The sequence below is a fragment of the Mitsuaria sp. RG genome (assembly GCF_028369275.1).
GTDB lineage: Bacteria > Pseudomonadota > Gammaproteobacteria > Pseudomonadales > Pseudomonadaceae > Aquipseudomonas > Aquipseudomonas peradeniyensis.
The window spans coordinates 43,084-58,354 of the sequence record NZ_JAQMYQ010000022.1 but is presented as its reverse complement, the minus strand read 5'-3'; the positions used below and the strand labels follow the sequence as shown (position 1 = coordinate 58,354).

Genomic DNA, 15,271 nt, shown 5'->3' with positions numbered 1-15,271 from the left:
CGAGGTCAGCCCACATGAACTTCAATCTCTTCCCGGTCATCGCCGCTTCCGCCATCTCCGCCTCCGTCGTGCTGCCGGCCCACGCCCAACTGGAGCAAAGCGCCAAGGCATCGAACACCCACAGCTACACCCAGAAGTACCTGCAGCAGAGCGCGCATTTCCATGCCGCCCTGAGCAAGCATGCCAATTGAGTGTGTAAAGCCATTGGTAATAGCACAACGCCACGTGATTTAATTTGACGCTAATTTTTTGACTCTCCAAAGGGGCAGAGCATGATGTGGCGTATCACGGCGGTAGTGCTGTTGTTGATGTCCGCGCCGATCCTGGCGCTTTGAGCGATACGCTGTCTCACTTGGCCATCACGGCCTTGAACAGCGGCGATGCCAGCCAGCCCTGCAACCAGCTCCGCAACCGCGGATAAGCCGCCTCGGCGAACCATTCGGGTTCGACCCCGGCAAACTGGCGCATCAGGGGCAGCAAGGCGGCGTCGGCCAGGCTCGGGTGAGCGGCCAGCAGGTAGGGCCTGCCTTCGAGCAGGCGTTCCAGCTCGGCCAGCCAGGGCTCGGCCTGGGCGCGGTAGTGCGCCCGGGAATGCTCGGGGTAGCGCTCGGCGTACTTGTACAGGTTCACCTGCGCCTTGAAGGTGCTGTCGTTGCGCGTGATCAGCGTTTCGGCCTGCTGCGCGGCAGTGGGATCGGCCTGCAGGCGCCAGTCCTCGGGGTCATGTCGGGCGAGCGCCCAGCGCATGATGTCCAGGCTTTCCTCCAGCACCACATCCCCGGTATCGAGCACCGGCACCGTGCCTTTGGGCGACAGTGCCAGCAGCACGGCCGGCTTTTCCTTCATCTTCACCTCGTGGACCTGCACGTCGCAGCTGGCGTAGCGCAGGGCCAGGCGCGCGCGCATGGCCCAGGGGCAGCGACGGAACGAGTAGAGGATCACCCGCACACCTCCACGTCGCTCAGGCCATTGCCCTGGCGGCGCACCTGGATCTGCACCGGAATGCGCTCGTGCATCTCCTGCACGTGGGAGATCACTGCCACCTTGCGCCCCTGGGCCTGCAGGCCGTCGAGGGCGTCCATGGCCAGTTGCAGCGACTCGGGGTCGAGGCTGCCGAAGCCTTCGTCGATGAACAGCGATTCGATACGCAGAGTGCTCGACGCCATGGATGCCAGGCCCAGGGCCAGGGCCAGCGACACCAGGAAGGTCTCGCCGCCCGACAGCGAATGCACCGAGCGCAGTTCGTCGCCCATCTCGGTGTCCAGCACCAGCAGGCCCAGGGCACTACCGCCGCGCTTGAGGCGATAACGCCGGGCCAGCTGGCGCAACTGGCTGTTGGCGTGATGCAGCAGCAGGTCGAGGTTGTAGCCCTGGGCGATCTTGCGGAACACATCACCCGAGGCCGAGCCGATCAACGCATTCAGACGTGCCCAGCGTTGCCATTGCTGGTAGGCCTGTTCGATCTGTTCGGCCAGGGTCTGGCTGGCCTGTTGCCGGCGCTGGTCCTCGGCCTGTTGGGCGCGCAGCTCGGCGCATTGCTGCTCCTGGGCTGCCAGCTGTGCGGCCAGTTCGGCGAGGGCGGTTTCCAACGCTTCGACGGGCAACTCGCCGTGGGCCTGGGCAGTGTGTTGCTGCAGTCGCTGCTCACGCTCTCCTAGCAACACGCGGCCTTGCTCGACGGATTTTTCTGCGGCCTGCAGGCGTTGACGCAGCTCGCCCACCTGGCTGTCGTCGATGGCCAGCAGGCGGTCGAGGCCGGCGTCGTCCAACTCCGGGTGTTCGCTGCGCCACTGGGCGATTTCGCCCTGTAGCTGCTGGTGCTCCTGCTCCAGTGCCTGCTGGCGCTGCTGGTTGGCCTTGAGCTCGCCGGCCAGTTGCACGCCCTGGGTGTGCAGCGCCTGCAGTTGCCGGGCGCTGTCTGCCTCGGCGGCGCGGGCCTGTTCCAACTGGGTGTCCATGTGCTGCTGCCAGGCTTCGGCGCTGGGCTGGTCGCCGAGCAGCTCGCCCAGGGTGGCCTGGGCCTTGTGGCGTTGCTCCTCCAGCACGGCGAGTTTCTGTTGCAGCTGCTGCTGGCTGTGCAGGCGTGCCTGTTGCTGATCGCGCTGTTTGTCCAGCTGGACCTGGCGAGCCTGTTGTTCTTCCAGCTCGTCCTTGCGCAGGTCGAGTTGCTGGCGGCGCTGGGCAATCTGCTGGTCGAGGCCGAGGAACGCATTGGCCGGGTCGTCGCGCAGGGCCTGGAGAATGTCCGGGGGCAGCACGCTTTCGAGGCTTTCGAGGGCCTGCGCGAGTTGTTGCTCGTCGGCGGCCAGGGCCTGGTGCTGCTGGTCGAGGTGGCGCTGGGCCTGTTGCTGGGCTTCGCCGGCGGCCTGCAATTGCTGGGTGAGACGGGCGGCATCCCTTTGCAGGGCGAGCAGGGCGCCCTGGCGTTTCTCGTCGCGGTCGATCTCGTCGCCGAGGCGGCGCAGCTGACCGTCGAGCCACTTGCCACGGGCGCTGTCGTCCTGCGGCGCCAGCGCTGGCCACAGGGCATGGGCCTGAACCTGCTCGAGCACGGGCTGCAACTGCTCGCCCAACTGCTGCTGTTGCTGCTGGTAGTCCTTGAGCTGGGCGTTGACCACGCCCAACTCGGTGCGCAGCTCCACCAACCTGGTATTGAGCTGTTCGACCTGCCGCTGCGCCGCCGCTTCCTCAGCCTGGTCGTGGCGACCGAGGCTGTGCAGCAACGCTTCGGGCTGATGGAACGGGTGCTCGGCGCTGCCACACACCGGGCAGGGCTCGCCATCGCGCAGTTGGGCGCGCAGTTCCTCGACGCTGGTGTTACGCGCCAGGCGCTGGCGCTCGAGCAGCTGGCGGGTCAGGGTCAGCGCCTGCTCGGCGCCCTCCAGTTCTGCCTTGGCCGCCGTGCCTTCGCCGATCAGTTGCTGGCGCTGCTGCATGGCCTGTTGCTGGCGCTCGCGCAGTGTATTGAGGCCGTTGCGCAGTTCCATTTCGCGGCCATGCAGGCGCGACAGTTCCTCGACCGCGCGTTGCTGCTTGCGGTTGTCCTGGAGCATGGCGCCGAGCAGGTCGATCTGCTCGGCCAGCGCCTGGGGTTCGGCCCCCGCCTCGCGGAACAGCAACTCGAAATGTTCGCGCTGGGCTTGCAGCTGGGCGTTGGCCTGGCTGGCCTGGGCCTGCAGGCCGGGCAGCTCTTCGCGGCCCTTGGCCAGGCGGCCGCCGATCAGCATCACCTGCTTGAGTTGCGGCAGGTAGGCCTGCCAGGCGTCGGCCAGGCTGCCGAGCGGTTCGCTTTCGGCCAGAGCGCTGTCGATTTGGGCCAGTTGCTCCAGGCTGCGCTGCTGGTTGTCTTCCAGCTGCTGCAGTTGCTGCTGGGCTGCATCGACTTCCTGTTCGGCCTGGGTGCAGGCTTCCCGTTGTTCGGCAAGCTCCTTGTCCAGGCGCGTCAGGTCGCCCTGGGCGGCGAAGGCCTGGCGCAGGCGCGGGGCGTTTTCGCCGTGCAGGGCCTGGTGCTGGACCAGGTGCTGGCGGGCCGTTTCCAGAGCCTGCTGCAGCGCGTCGGTGTGTTGCTGCAGTTCGGTTTGCTGGCGCAGTTGCTGGTCGATATCTGCCAGCACCGGGGCCAGTTGCCCGGCCAGGTGCTGCTGGCGGTGGAACTGGTGGCGCTGGGGCGCCAGGCGCTCCAGGCGTTGCAGGTCGACGCGCTGCTCGGCCAGTTGCTGCCACTCGTGTTGCGCATTTTGCAGGGCCGTGCCGGCTTCGCTGTGCTGGGCCTGCAGGCGCTGCTGTTCGGCAAACCAGATGCGCTGCTGTTCCAGTTGGCGCTGGCGCGCCTGTTCGGCCTTGAACTGCTGCTGGGCCTGTTCCAGTGCCTGGTCGAGGGCGGCGCGGGCTTCGGCTTGCATCGGCAGCAGGTGTTCAGCCTGCTTCTTCAGGTCGTTGTGAACCTCGCCGGTTTCCCGCGCCTTGCTGAAGGCGCGTTGGCCCAGGCGGGTGTAGATCGCGGTGTTGGTGAGTTTTTCCAGCAGTTCGCTGCGCTCGCGGTCGTCGGCCTTGAGGAAGGCGCCGAATTCGCTCTGGGCCAGCATCACCGCGCGGGTGAACTGCTCGAAGTTCAGGCCCAGGCGGGCCTCGACCAGTTGCTTGTATTCGTTCTTGCCGCTGCCCAGCAGCTGCTCGCTGTCCAGGTCGTAGAGACTCTGGCGGCTGTTCTGCAGCTTGCCGGTGGCTTTTTCGCGGGCGCGGTTGGCTTCCCAGCGGGCGCGGTAGCGGCCGCCGTCGATGCCGACGAAATCGACTTCGGCGAAGCCGCTGCCGGTGCCGCGGCGCAGCAAATTGCGCGGATCCGAGGTGGGGATCTCGCCGTCGGCGTCCGGCACCTTGGCTTCCCGGGCGATGTCGTTCAGGCGCGGCACGCTGCCGAACAGCGCCAGGCACAGGGCGTCGAGCAGGGTGCTCTTGCCGGCGCCGGTGGGCCCGGTGATGGCGAACAGGCCAGCGCTGGCCAGGGGCTCGGCGGTGAAGTCGATATCGACCGGGCCGGCCAACGAGGCCAGGTTTTTCAGGCGGATGGCGAGGATTTTCATGCCTGCTCCTCCTCTTGCAGGACGTCCTGCAGCAATTCGGCGAAATCGGCCAGGGCCTGGTCGTCGGCGGGGTTGCCGTAGGCCTGCTCCCAGGCGCGGCCGAACAGGTCCTGCGGGGTCATCTGGGCCAGCTCGACGAAGGCTTGCTCGTCGTCTTCGGCGCGGCCGCTGCCGGCGTATTCGGCGCTGATGCGCACCAGGCGCACAGCCTTGCCCTGCAGGGCGCCTTCGATCTGCTGGCGCAGGTCGGGCTGCGGCTCGTCCAGGCGCACCCGTACTTCCAGCCAGGGCTGGCGGTTGGGGTCTTCGAGCAGGTCGATCACCGGCAGTTGCCCGAGCTGTTCGAGCAATTCGCCCAGCGGCGCCGGGCCGACCCGTTGCAGGGCCACCGCGCGGGGCACCGGACGCGGCTCGACGCTGACCAGCTCGGCGCCGTCCAGCTCGACTTCCAGCACCTGGTGCGGGTAGTTGATCTCGGCGAACGACAACGGGATCGGCGCGCCGCTGTAGCGGATGCGGTTCTCGCGGTTGACCTTCTGCGGCTTGTGCAGGTGACCGAGGGCGACATAGCTGATGGCCTTGTCGAACAGTTTGGCCGGCAGGGCCTCGGCATTGCCGATGATCAGGCTGCGCTCGGAGTCCTCCGAGATGCTGCCGCCGGCCATGTGCGCGTGGCTGATGGCGACCAGCGCCTGGTCTTTCTTGCGCTTCTTCTGCGCCGCGGCGATCAGTTGCTCATGGACCTGGTTGATGCCCTGCAGATAGTCGTCGCCCAGCGCGGGGCCGGTGACTTCGGCCGGACGCAGGAAGGGCAGGGCCAGGCACCAGGCGCCGACCTTGCCGCGGGCGTTGGTCAACGGGATCAGCAGCCGCTCGGTGTCCAGCTGGCCCTCGTCGAGCCAGTGCACCCGGCCCAGGGCGTGGGTGCGCAGGCGGCGCATCAGCGGCGCCGGCAGCTCGATGCGCGAACCGGAGTCGTGGTTGCCGGCGATCATCACGATATCCAGCTTGGGCTGTTGCTCGTGGGCCTGGACGATGAAGTCGTAGAGGCGCTCCTGGGCTTTGACCGGCGGGTTGACCGTGTCGAAGATATCGCCGGCGATCAGCAGCGCGTCGGGCTGGCGCAGGCGCAGCTGGCCGAGCAGCCAGTCGATGAAGCAGGCGTGTTCGAAATCGCGTTCCTGGCCATGCAGGCTCTGGCCCAGGTGCCAGTCGGAGGTGTGAAACAGACGCATGGATGACCTTTTGATGTCTGATCGTGCTAGCAAGGGGTGGTTCGTAGTCACATGAAAAAATGCACAGATTCTAACCCAAGTCGTGCGATGCGTCTGGGTGAAAAGACTTTAAGCAGTCAAACTGAACGACGTAAATCGTACCGACCAATTCTGAGTAAAGTAATTGAACTGCCGGCGTCGGTAAGCTGGCGAAAATTTCACTCGGTAGGGAAGTCGTCTTCGTCATTGTAGCGGTGATTATTAAAGAGCTTAGTGTCGCCTCGTGTTATGGTTTTGGCGAAATCATCATAGTATTGCCTGATCTGTCGAAGTGCGATGGCGATGCGAAAGAAACCACTCGCTTCGCACTGGTCTGCGCGTTGCTCGTATTTTTTTGCAAGCAGGCGTTCGGGTAAAGCGCTAGGTGAAATCTCATGCGCGCCACGAGCCTCAAGTGTTGCGCTCACATAATACTCTCTCAAGGTGTCCATGGTTTTATTGTTTAGGAATTTTGCAATATGTCGATTGATCCAGAATCCATCGGAGTCCTCAGGTGAATTGACCAGAAGTGCGGCGATTTTTCTGAGTGCAGCGTCGCGATGGCCGGACGCTTCACATAGCAAAAGTACCTGTTCGATCCAGTTGTCAAATTGGGCTGTGTCGAAATTCATTCCGGATCCCGGGATGGTTTTCCAGGTGCCGAAAAGGCAGCGCATTTGTAGCTGTATTCGTTGTTGATTGGCTGTGGCTTTAGGCGCTTGTGAGAACTTTTCGCTTGGGTGTGCGGAAGATATGAAGGAGTGAAATAAATTGGGGTTGTTTGATAGCTCGTGATGTAATTTAAGCTCGGATTTGTCGTATTTCAATATTTGGCAGTAAGCAAACTCAATGTATAGTAAGTCATTCTTGCTGATTTCGCCGTGGTTGCGTAAGAATGATATGATTTTTCTGACGTCGTAATAGATTTCTGGCGGAATAGGGGTTTGAGTGGTGATCAATTGGTTTAGGGTGATAACGGCGGATTGTGTTTTTAAGGTGTTTTCACGAAACATTAAGTGGCACAAGCAGTGCAGTGCTGCCAAGGGGCGACGCTGTGCAAGGAACTGATCATGAGCAAAATAGAGAGATTCTGGCCCTGTATATTCAATGTAGCCTGGCCAGGAAGTTGTAACTTTGCTCCAATATTGAGAGGCGAGATCTGGTTTGGAAAGGGCTTCGATGGCGTGCCATGTTTTGGGGGTGAAGGGGAGATTAGTAAATAACGTAATGAGCGCGTCTGGGCTCCATACGGGCAGGTCCATTGCCTCTATAAAAGCCATGTCGGTGATGTGGCTGCGTTCTCTGATGTAGCTGGCTATAAAGTTCTGTATGTGTCGGCTGGGGTGGGCTATTAATTCTTTTATAGTTTCGGCGTGTTCTGATTCAACCAGTTTGGCTAGGTGCGTCCCAGCAAGTTTTGGGTTTTCGACGCTGTTGGAAAACTGTGCGACAAGATAAAAGTCTCCGTGCCTGTAGATTTCTCTTATAGCAGAGGATCTTGAGTGTTCAATGGTGCGTTCTAGGTCTTCAATAGTCTCAAAATTTTCGAGTTGAAACGGTAGGGTGTTGGAAAATAGTTTGCGATGGTAAAGTTCTGGGAGTTTCGATTCGGTGGCTGCTATTGCTTGGTGGAGAAGTTCCTTTGGGAGCGCGTAGTTGTGTAATTGGTGGTTCTGGTTCTTCGTTAGGCTGGTAAGCGTTGACCAGATTTTGTAGCTTTGTTCTTTGTCAAGTGTTGCTGTGTTACTCAATATGGCTTCAAGTGTGTGCTTGAGTGCGGAGGGGATTTCAAGGAGTCTAGAAATATTGCTAATTAATTGTAGTAAGCGAGTCGGATTGTTTTGAGCTAGCTTTATCGCCAGTTCGCCGAGTGCTGCATATTGATCTTCTCTCGAAATTGGCGAACCTTCATCGTAAGAGGCAGGAGACGATAAAAATACGGGGTGGCTGTTGTCCTGATGTGTTCGCCAAGGTTGTGGTAGTAGTTCGAGGGTAATCGTCCAGGCTAATTCAGGTAGTTCTTCGTGTAATGTGGTTAGGGTGATAAGCCTACGTTGGAAAGGTGCAGACGTATTGTGGGGCTCGGGGGAAAGTATATTGATAATGGATTTTGTCAGGCGAGTGGATAGAGGGTCCTCGCAAGTCACTTGCTGCAGCTCGCCAAGTGCCAATACCGAGCGAGTCAAATACTCTGGGAACCATGCAAGTCGTTCAAGTCCGCTTATCAAGCCAGAGGCGTAGGTTGTAGAGTGTATGCCGTGATTTTGTTTTTGTGCAAATAGTTCAAGTGCGATGTGCTTTGATGAGGTTAATAGCGCTTCGAGCTTTGTTAAATAGGTGTTTGGTGCAGCTTCAGCTAGTTGACCGGCTATGTCGTTGAGACTAGCCCATTGTTCCCATTTCGAACTGGATAGTAACTGTGAAACAACCTCGCTTGAAATTGAGGAGCATGTGAAATGAGGTACGTTTTCTGCGTCTTCGCTTTGGATGTTTAGTAGTGCTAAGCTATTGGCGATCCCGGTTCTGAGTAGCGAACTATTGTAGGGTTTGACGCCATACAGCTCGGCGATATTTCGTTTCTCAGGAGGGAGGTTAAGCCGAGTGTCAATTTGACTGAATACCCGAATTGCAGCCTCTTTAAAGCGTTCTAAGTCCTTTTTATAAAGGCGTGAAAGAGCACTGCTCCACTTGCTTCTATAATCGATAACCTCCCAGTCTCCCATGTGATGTTTGATTGGGGGGGTAGGCTTTTCTAGAATCGCTTGAATTTTTCTTATCCAGGAATCATAGGGCTCATCAGTAATAAGTTCTATGATTTCAATATCGTGCGCTACCGATTCGCTCCATGCTCCAATGATTATGGCTAGTGAGAGATCTCTATTTAAAGAGTCCTCGCTGGCGCTGTAGCATATGTAGTCGCCGGAGATATTGTGGCCGGTCCCGGAATGTGTTTGATTAATGTTGATGATTTTAATTGTCATGTGTTTTCTTTTGCAGACAATAACAGGTAGATTAATCGTGTTCGGGGGTGAGGCGGATTTTTGTGATTGTCCATGACGGTTTGTCTAAGAAGAAATTTTATTGCCCGCGATGTTGTCGCCATTGCCACTATGGTGTTGAGTGACAGTATTGATTGTGGAGTGAGCGGTTGCTCGAGGACTTTTAATCTGGCCTAGCAAGTCGATAATTTGTTGTGATTGATTCAAACTGGCAGTAATTGCCTTTTCACTCATGCCGTCATTGATTTCAAGCTTATTCAATTCCGATGAAAGGTCTTCTGCATGATGGTCTTCTATCAGCCATCGAGTCAGTCGTTTTTTCAATTCTTGACCGCTTATTTTAACCCCTGCCTTAAGAGTCTCGTATGCGGCGTTGGCAAGAATGCCTGTTGTAATAACGTCCATGATGTCTTCCTATAGATTGTTAGCGGTGTACGCTGTCATGCAAGCCTATGGCGATTGTGATGTTCAATCCCGCACTCACACATTTCGTATAAATCCTAGCGGTTTTCGGTACGTCACAATCGCTCCAGATGTGTTGCCATCCAGTGCTCATGCATCTCATTAGTAAAAGCTTTATTTCTGTATATTTATCATTTCGGATACAGGGGGGGCAAATTGCCCGACTCACCCGACGGCGCCAGTACCTGCTCGGCCGGCGGAATCGCGCCGATCGCGCGCCACAGCTCGTCGCCGTGCCAGTACTGGCCACTCTCGCTGTACAGCGCGCCATTCAACCCATCCAGTGCATCGGACAACGGCACGAAGCGCGCCGCCATCTCGGCCAGGGTTTCCGGCTGCTGCCGGGCCCAGGCGTCCAGCGCCTGGCGGGTAGCCTGCGGGTCGTTGGCCTGGCAGGCGCGCTTGAGGTCGTCGAGCAGCGTGCGCGGGCTCGGGCCGGCCTGCGCCGCGCGCAGCACCGCCGGTTGCGAGCGGGCCCGCCACCACAGGGTGAAGCCGAGCAGGGTGGTCAGGGCCAGGACCAGCGTGGCCAGTTGCCAGGGCCAGAGCGGGCCGGGGCTCAGGTTGCCGTCGCCGACCGGGGTGTCGGCGCTCAGCGCCGGGTTGTCCTGCACGTTCAGGGTGCGCGCCGGCAGACTGCTGTGTTCCAGGTGGTCTTCGCGGGTGTTCCACCAGGTCACCTCCAGCGCCGGCAGGGCCAGGTCGCCGGCGTGGGTCGGCACCAGCGCCTCGCGTTCCTCGCGGTTGGCGACCATGCCGCGTTCGCCGATCTCGTTGCGCAGCAATGGCTGGTCGGGGTAGCGGCGCAGGCCGGTGGCCTCGGTAGCCGGCAGTGGCGGCAACTGGGTGCTCGACAGACCCTCTGCGCGCACGGTGATATTGCGCGTCAGCGAGTCGCCGATCTGCGTCGGCTGGCGCTCCGGGTCGGGGTTCCAGTGTTCTTCCAGGGTCAGGCTGCGGGCCGGCAGCCAGGGGCGGTCGGCCGGGTAGCTGGCCGGGATCGGTTTGACCGTCAGGCGCAGCGGCAGCGAGCTGACCTGCACCTGGCGGCCGACCCGCGGTGTGCCGGCCGGCTGTTCGCCATTGTCGGCGGCGGTGGCGGTGAAGCGCAGCGGCGGCACGTCAAGGCTGCCGCTCTGTTGCGGATAGATCGCATAGCGGGTCTCGATCACCCCGTGGCGCACGCCGTTGATCTCTTTCTCATAGGTGCGCGACTCGCCCAGCGGGTCGACCTTGGCGTTTTCCAGCTGCAGTGGGCTGAGGCTGCTGTCGTCGTACAGCGCCACCGAATGGTAGATGCGCAGGGTCAGCACGGCCTGGGCCTGGACATAGACCTCGCTGCTGTCCAGGGTGGCCTCGACGAACACCTGCGCCGCCGCGTCGGGGCGCTGGCTGTCGGCCTGCTGCACCTGCAGCTCGATGGCCTGGCTGCGCGACTGGCCCAGCTGCAGCTCGGGGATGCGCAGGCTGCCGCTGCGTCGGGGCAGCAGGGTGATGATCCAGCGGGTGCTGGCGCGGGTTTCGCCGTCCAGGGTGTGCAGGCTGTTGAGCTGGCGCGTGCCGCGCACCTCGAAGTCGGGCTCGAGGGTGCGCAGGTCGGGCTTGCCGAACTGGGTGACGTCCTGGCTCTCGAGGGTGAGTTCCAGGGTTTCACCGGCTTCCAGGCGCGTGCGGTCGACGCTGGCCTGCAGGATCGGTTCGGCCTGGGCCGCGAGGCTCCACAACAGGCCTAGGAGAAAGACGCCGAGGCGACTCATCGTGGGGTTTCCTGATGCAATTGCTGTTCGTACCAGAATTTGCGCCGCAGCAGTTCCGCCGGGTTGTCGGGGATCTCCCGCAGCCATTGCTCCAGGGCCTGGCGCTGTTCGGCGTCAAGGCTGGTGGAGAGCGGCCGCTGGGGCGGCTGGGTGAGGTTGTCGTCATCGCCGCCGGCAGCGCCGGGCGGGGCCTGGGCGTTGCCCTGGCTGTCGCCGTTCTGCTGGCCCTGGGCCTGTTCGTCGCTGCCGGGCGTGCCTTGGGCCTGGCTGCTGGTCGAGCTGCTGTTGCCTTCGGTCTCGTTGCCGGGGGGGCCTTGGGCATCGGCGTTGCTCGGTTGTGTCTCGGCGCTGGCCTGGCGCTGTTGCAACAATTGCTGGACCAGGGCCTGATTGTCCAGTGCCGCCTTCAGGTCGGGCTGGCGCTCCAGCGCCTGCTCATAGGCGTCCAGCGCCGCCTCCAGCTCGCCGGCGCGGGCCAGGGCGTTGCCACGATTGTAGTGGGCGGCCGCCGTGCCGGCCTGGGCAAACGCGGCAGCGGCGCCTTCGAAATCGCCGGCCTGGTACAAGGCCATGCCGCGCCATTGGCTGTCCTCGAAGTGCCGGGCTGCCTCGGCGGGGCGTTGCCGCTCCAGCAGGCGCTGGCCCTGCTGGTCGGGGCGCAGCCACAGGTCGTTGAACTCGACGGCCTGGCTCGGTTGGGGCAGGGCTAGCAACAGGGGCAGGCAGAACAGCCAGCCACGCCGGCCGGCGCAGGCGGCGAGCAGCAGCAGGGGCAACAGCAGCCAGTAGCCCTGGTCGGCCCAGCTGTCCAGTTGCAGGGTCTGGCCATCGTTGTGCAGCAGCCGCGGGTTGTCGAACAGGCCCAGGCCGCGCAGGTCGAGGTCGTCGATGCGGGCGTGGCGGTAGCGCCCGCCGGTCGAGCCGATGAAGCTCTTCAGCGAGGCGCTGTCCAGGCGTGGTAGGAGGATGCCGCCCTGATCGTCCTTGAGGTACTCGCCATTGGCCTGACGCACCGGGGCGCCTTCGCCGCTGCCGACGCCCAGCATCAGCAGGCTCGGGCCCTGGCGCCCGAGGGCCTGGCGGATGCCTTCGCGCTCGGGTTCGCTCAGTGACGAGCCGATCAGCAGCAGGCGGCCCTGGCCGAGGCCGCTCTGGGCGAGCAGGGCCAGGCCCTTGTGCACGGCGAGGTCGGCACGCTGGCCGGGCTGCGGCATGATCGACGGGTCGACGGCCTCGAGCAGGTTGCGCGTGGTGCCCAGGTCATCGGACAGCGGTACCAGGGTGTGGGCGGAGCCTGCGTAGACGATCAGCGCGGTCTGGCTGTCACGACGGTGCTCGAGCAGGTCGAGGACCTTGCGCCGGGCCTGCTCCAGGCGGTTCGGCGCGCTGTCCTCGGCGAGCATCTGCGGCGTCAGCTCGAGCAGGATCACCAGCGGGTCGGCCGGGCGCTGGCGGGTTTCCTCCAGGCGCTGCCAGCTGGGTCCGAGCAGGGCCAGGACGATCAGCAGCCAGGCCAGGCCCAGGGCGATCCACGGCAGCTTGCTGGTGCTGCCGCTGCCGCCGCCGAGCAAGACCGCATGGAACGGCTGCGGCAGGATCAGCTGCCAGCGCCCGGCGCGTTTGCGCCGGTGCCAGAGCTTGAACAGCAGCCAGCCGAGCAGGGGCAGCACCAGCAGCCAGAGCGGGCGCAGCCATTGTGGCCAGAGTTCGATCATCGCCGCCTCCTCAGGCGCAGGCGCTTGAGGCGCTGGCGCCATTCCGGGTGAGGCTGCAGGAAGCGTGGCTTGCGCAGCAAGCGTTGCAGCAGGTTGTCCGGCCATTGCACGGCCACCACCAGCAGCACGCTGAGCAGCAGCGCCAGGGCCAGTGGCCAGGCATACAGTTCGTGGGCGGTGCGCGCCTGGGTCGGCTGCTGGGCCACCGGTTCCAGCTGGTCGAGGGTGTCGCCGATGGCGCCCAGCTCGGCGCCGTCATGGGCGCGGAAATAGCTGCCGTGGGTGATCTCGGCGATCTCCTTGAGCGAGGCTTCGTCCAGGTCCAGGCTCGGGTTCAGCCCGAGCAGGCCCGGTGTGCCGCTGGCCTCAGGGTTGGCGCCGATGCCGATGGTGTAGATACGCACGCCTTCCTGGGCGGCCAGGCGGGCGGCGGTCAGTGGGTGGATCTGCCCACCGTTGTTGGCGCCGTCGGTGATCAGGATCAGCACCCGGCTCTGCGACGGGCGCTGGCGCAGGCGCTTGACCGCCAGGCCGATGGCGTCGCCGATGGCGGTGTTCTTGCCGGCGATGCCGATCTGCGCCTCGTCGAGAAAGGTTCGCACTGTGCGCCGGTCGAAGGTCAGCGGGGCTTGCAGGTAGGCCTGGCTGCCAAACAGGATCAGGCCGACACGGTCGCCCTGGCGGTCCTGGAGAAAGTCGCCCATCAGCGCCTTGACCAGGTCCAGGCGGCTGATCTCGTCGTCCTTCCATTGCATGTCGGGGAAGTCCATGGAGCCCGACACGTCCACCGCCACCAGCAGGTCGCGCCCGCTGGCCGACACCGGCAGCGGATCGCCCAGCCACTGCGGACGGGCGGCGGCCAGCAACAGCAGCAGCCAGATCAGGATGAACGGCGCCTGCTGGCGCCAGGTCGGCAGGTTCAATCGTGCGCGGCGCCCGGCCAGGCCTTCGAGTTCGTCGAGAAAGCCCACCTTGAGCACCGGCTCGCCGCTGTCGGCGGCGGGCAGCGCCAGACGCGCCAGCCAGGGCAGCGGCAACAGCAGGAAGATCCACGGCCAGGCCAGTTCAAACATGCTTGCGGATCCAGGTTTCGACCGCCTGGGCGAGCCCGGCGATGGCCTTGTCGTCGAGCTTGCACTCGGGTTTGTAGGTGCCTTCGACCAGCACCATCCAACGGGTCAGGCCGGCGGCCGGGCAGCGGTTGTCGAGAAATGCCAGCCATTTACGGCCGCTGAGGGTGTGACTGTTGGCGCCGGGGTACTGGTTGCGGCACAGGCGCTTGAGCAAGGCATTGATCTGTTGCAGCCAGGCGCCGGCCGGCGCGCCGTCGTAGGGGCGCGGCAGGCGTGCCAGCTCGGCGAGAGCCTCGACACGGATCGGGTCCAGCGGCAGTTCGGCGCGCACCACCTTGCGCTTGCCCGGGCGCCAGCGACGCAGGCGCCAGGCGCCCCAGCCGAGCAGCGGCAGCAGGGCCAGCAGCAGCCACCAGCCGGGCGCGGGCGGCCACAGGCCGATGGCCGACGGCGCGATCAGCGGCTGCAGCTGGTCCAGCGGATTCATCGGGTACTCCCGGGACGCTGCGCGTTCAGGTACTCGCGCAATTGCTCGATCATCTCACTCTGGGTGCTCAGTGGCATCAGCACCACCCGCAGTTTCTGCGCCAGCAGTTCCCAGCGCTCGATGCGCGCCTCGGCTTGCTGGCGATAGGCCTGGCGCAGGTTGGCATCCAGCGTGTCGAGTTCCAGTTGCGCGCCGCGCTGGGCGAAGCGCAGCAGGCCGGCGGCGGGCAGGGCATGGTCGAGCGGGTCGCTGATCGGCATCAGCAGCACGTCGCAGTGGCGCGACAGCATGGCCAGGTGCTGCTCGACACTGGCACTGAGGGCGCGCTCGTCGCAGATGACGATGGCCAGGCTGCCCGGGCGCAGCACCTCGCGCGCCCGGCGCAGGGCCAGGCCCAGGCTGTCGGGCTGCGGCACGGCCTCGGTGTGCAGGGCCTGGTTGACCTTGGCCAGGCGGTTGAGCAGTTGCAGCAGGCTCTGCTTGCTGCGCCGTGGCTTGATCTCGTGGGGCTCGCTGTCGCCGAACACCAGCCCGCCGATGCGGTCGTTGTGGCCCAGCGCCGCCCAGCCGAACAGGGCCGCGGCCTGGGCCGCCAGCACCGATTTGAACACCAGTCCGGAGCCGAAGAACAGCCGCTGGCTCTGTTCGACCATGATGAAGATCGGCCGCTCGCGCTCTTCGTGGAAGAGCTTGGTGTGCGGCTCCTGGGTGCGCGCGGTGACGCGCCAGTCGATATTGCGCACGTCATCGCCGGCCTGGTAGACACGCACCTGGTCGAAGTCCACGCCGCGGCCACGCAGCTTGGAGTGGTGCAGGCCCACCAACGGGCTGCGCTGGCCGGGCCGGGAAAACAGCTGGATCTCGCGCACGCGGTGGCGCATGTCGATCAGTTCGGCCAGGCCGATGCGGATGCCGGGTTCGGCCTGCGGGGTGGTGGGCATG

11 protein-coding genes are annotated in these 15,271 nt (G+C 63.2%); 1 reads left to right on the top strand and 10 read right to left on the bottom strand.

Features of this window, described 5'->3' with window-relative positions; genetic code table 11:
* Window positions 1-14: 14 nt before the first annotated feature.
* Entirely contained in the window at window positions 15-191 is a 177-nt protein-coding gene (locus POF53_RS14160; RefSeq protein ID WP_167388412.1) for a hypothetical protein, read from the top strand.
* A 157-nt stretch (window positions 192-348) separates the two neighbouring features.
* On the opposite strand, the gene POF53_RS14155 is transcribed toward POF53_RS14160, so the two are convergent.
* The 10 genes from POF53_RS14155 to POF53_RS14110 all read right to left on the bottom strand — a co-directional run bounded on the left by POF53_RS14155 (window position 349) and on the right by POF53_RS14110 (window position 15,270).
* Window positions 349-942: a glutathione S-transferase gene (locus POF53_RS14155; RefSeq protein ID WP_254463401.1), complete on the bottom strand. Its 594-nt coding sequence runs from the start codon at window positions 940-942 to the stop codon at window positions 349-351.
* Window positions 939-4,583, bottom strand: a complete 3,645-nt coding sequence (locus POF53_RS14150; RefSeq protein WP_498968174.1) for an AAA family ATPase — start codon at window positions 4,581-4,583, stop codon at window positions 939-941. Before POF53_RS14150 ends, POF53_RS14155 begins: the two co-directional genes overlap by 4 nt.
* Window positions 4,580-5,818, bottom strand: a complete 1,239-nt coding sequence (locus tag POF53_RS14145) for an exonuclease SbcCD subunit D C-terminal domain-containing protein (RefSeq protein ID WP_096049703.1) — start codon at window positions 5,816-5,818, stop codon at window positions 4,580-4,582. The genes POF53_RS14150 and POF53_RS14145 overlap by 4 nt, the downstream gene beginning before the upstream one ends.
* Window positions 5,819-6,015: 197 nt before the next feature.
* Window positions 6,016-8,817: a hypothetical protein gene (locus POF53_RS14140; RefSeq protein ID WP_498968172.1), complete on the bottom strand. Its 2,802-nt coding sequence runs from the start codon at window positions 8,815-8,817 to the stop codon at window positions 6,016-6,018.
* An 84-nt stretch (window positions 8,818-8,901) separates the two neighbouring features.
* Entirely contained in the window at window positions 8,902-9,240 is a 339-nt protein-coding gene (gene gapS6a / locus POF53_RS14135) for a GapS6a family protein (RefSeq protein ID WP_254463407.1), read from the bottom strand.
* Window positions 9,241-9,428: 188 nt separating this feature from the next.
* On the bottom strand, window positions 9,429-11,054 hold the full coding sequence (locus tag POF53_RS14130; protein ID WP_254463409.1) for a BatD family protein: 1,626 nt from the start codon (window positions 11,052-11,054) through the stop codon (window positions 9,429-9,431).
* Window positions 11,051-12,769 (bottom strand): vWA domain-containing protein, encoded by a 1,719-nt coding sequence (locus POF53_RS14125; RefSeq protein ID WP_498968170.1) that lies wholly within the window; start codon window positions 12,767-12,769, stop codon window positions 11,051-11,053. The genes POF53_RS14130 and POF53_RS14125 overlap by 4 nt, the downstream gene beginning before the upstream one ends.
* Window positions 12,766-13,842: a vWA domain-containing protein gene (locus POF53_RS14120; protein WP_203647502.1), complete on the bottom strand. Its 1,077-nt coding sequence runs from the start codon at window positions 13,840-13,842 to the stop codon at window positions 12,766-12,768. Before POF53_RS14120 ends, POF53_RS14125 begins: the two co-directional genes overlap by 4 nt.
* Entirely contained in the window at window positions 13,835-14,329 is a 495-nt protein-coding gene (locus POF53_RS14115) for a DUF4381 domain-containing protein (RefSeq protein WP_232856012.1), read from the bottom strand. Before POF53_RS14115 ends, POF53_RS14120 begins: the two co-directional genes overlap by 8 nt.
* The gene (locus tag POF53_RS14110) at window positions 14,326-15,270 is read right to left on the bottom strand and encodes a DUF58 domain-containing protein (RefSeq protein ID WP_203647501.1); all 945 of its coding nucleotides are present in this window, start codon (window positions 15,268-15,270) and stop codon (window positions 14,326-14,328) included. The genes POF53_RS14115 and POF53_RS14110 overlap by 4 nt, the downstream gene beginning before the upstream one ends.
* Window position 15,271: the final 1 nt, after the last annotated feature.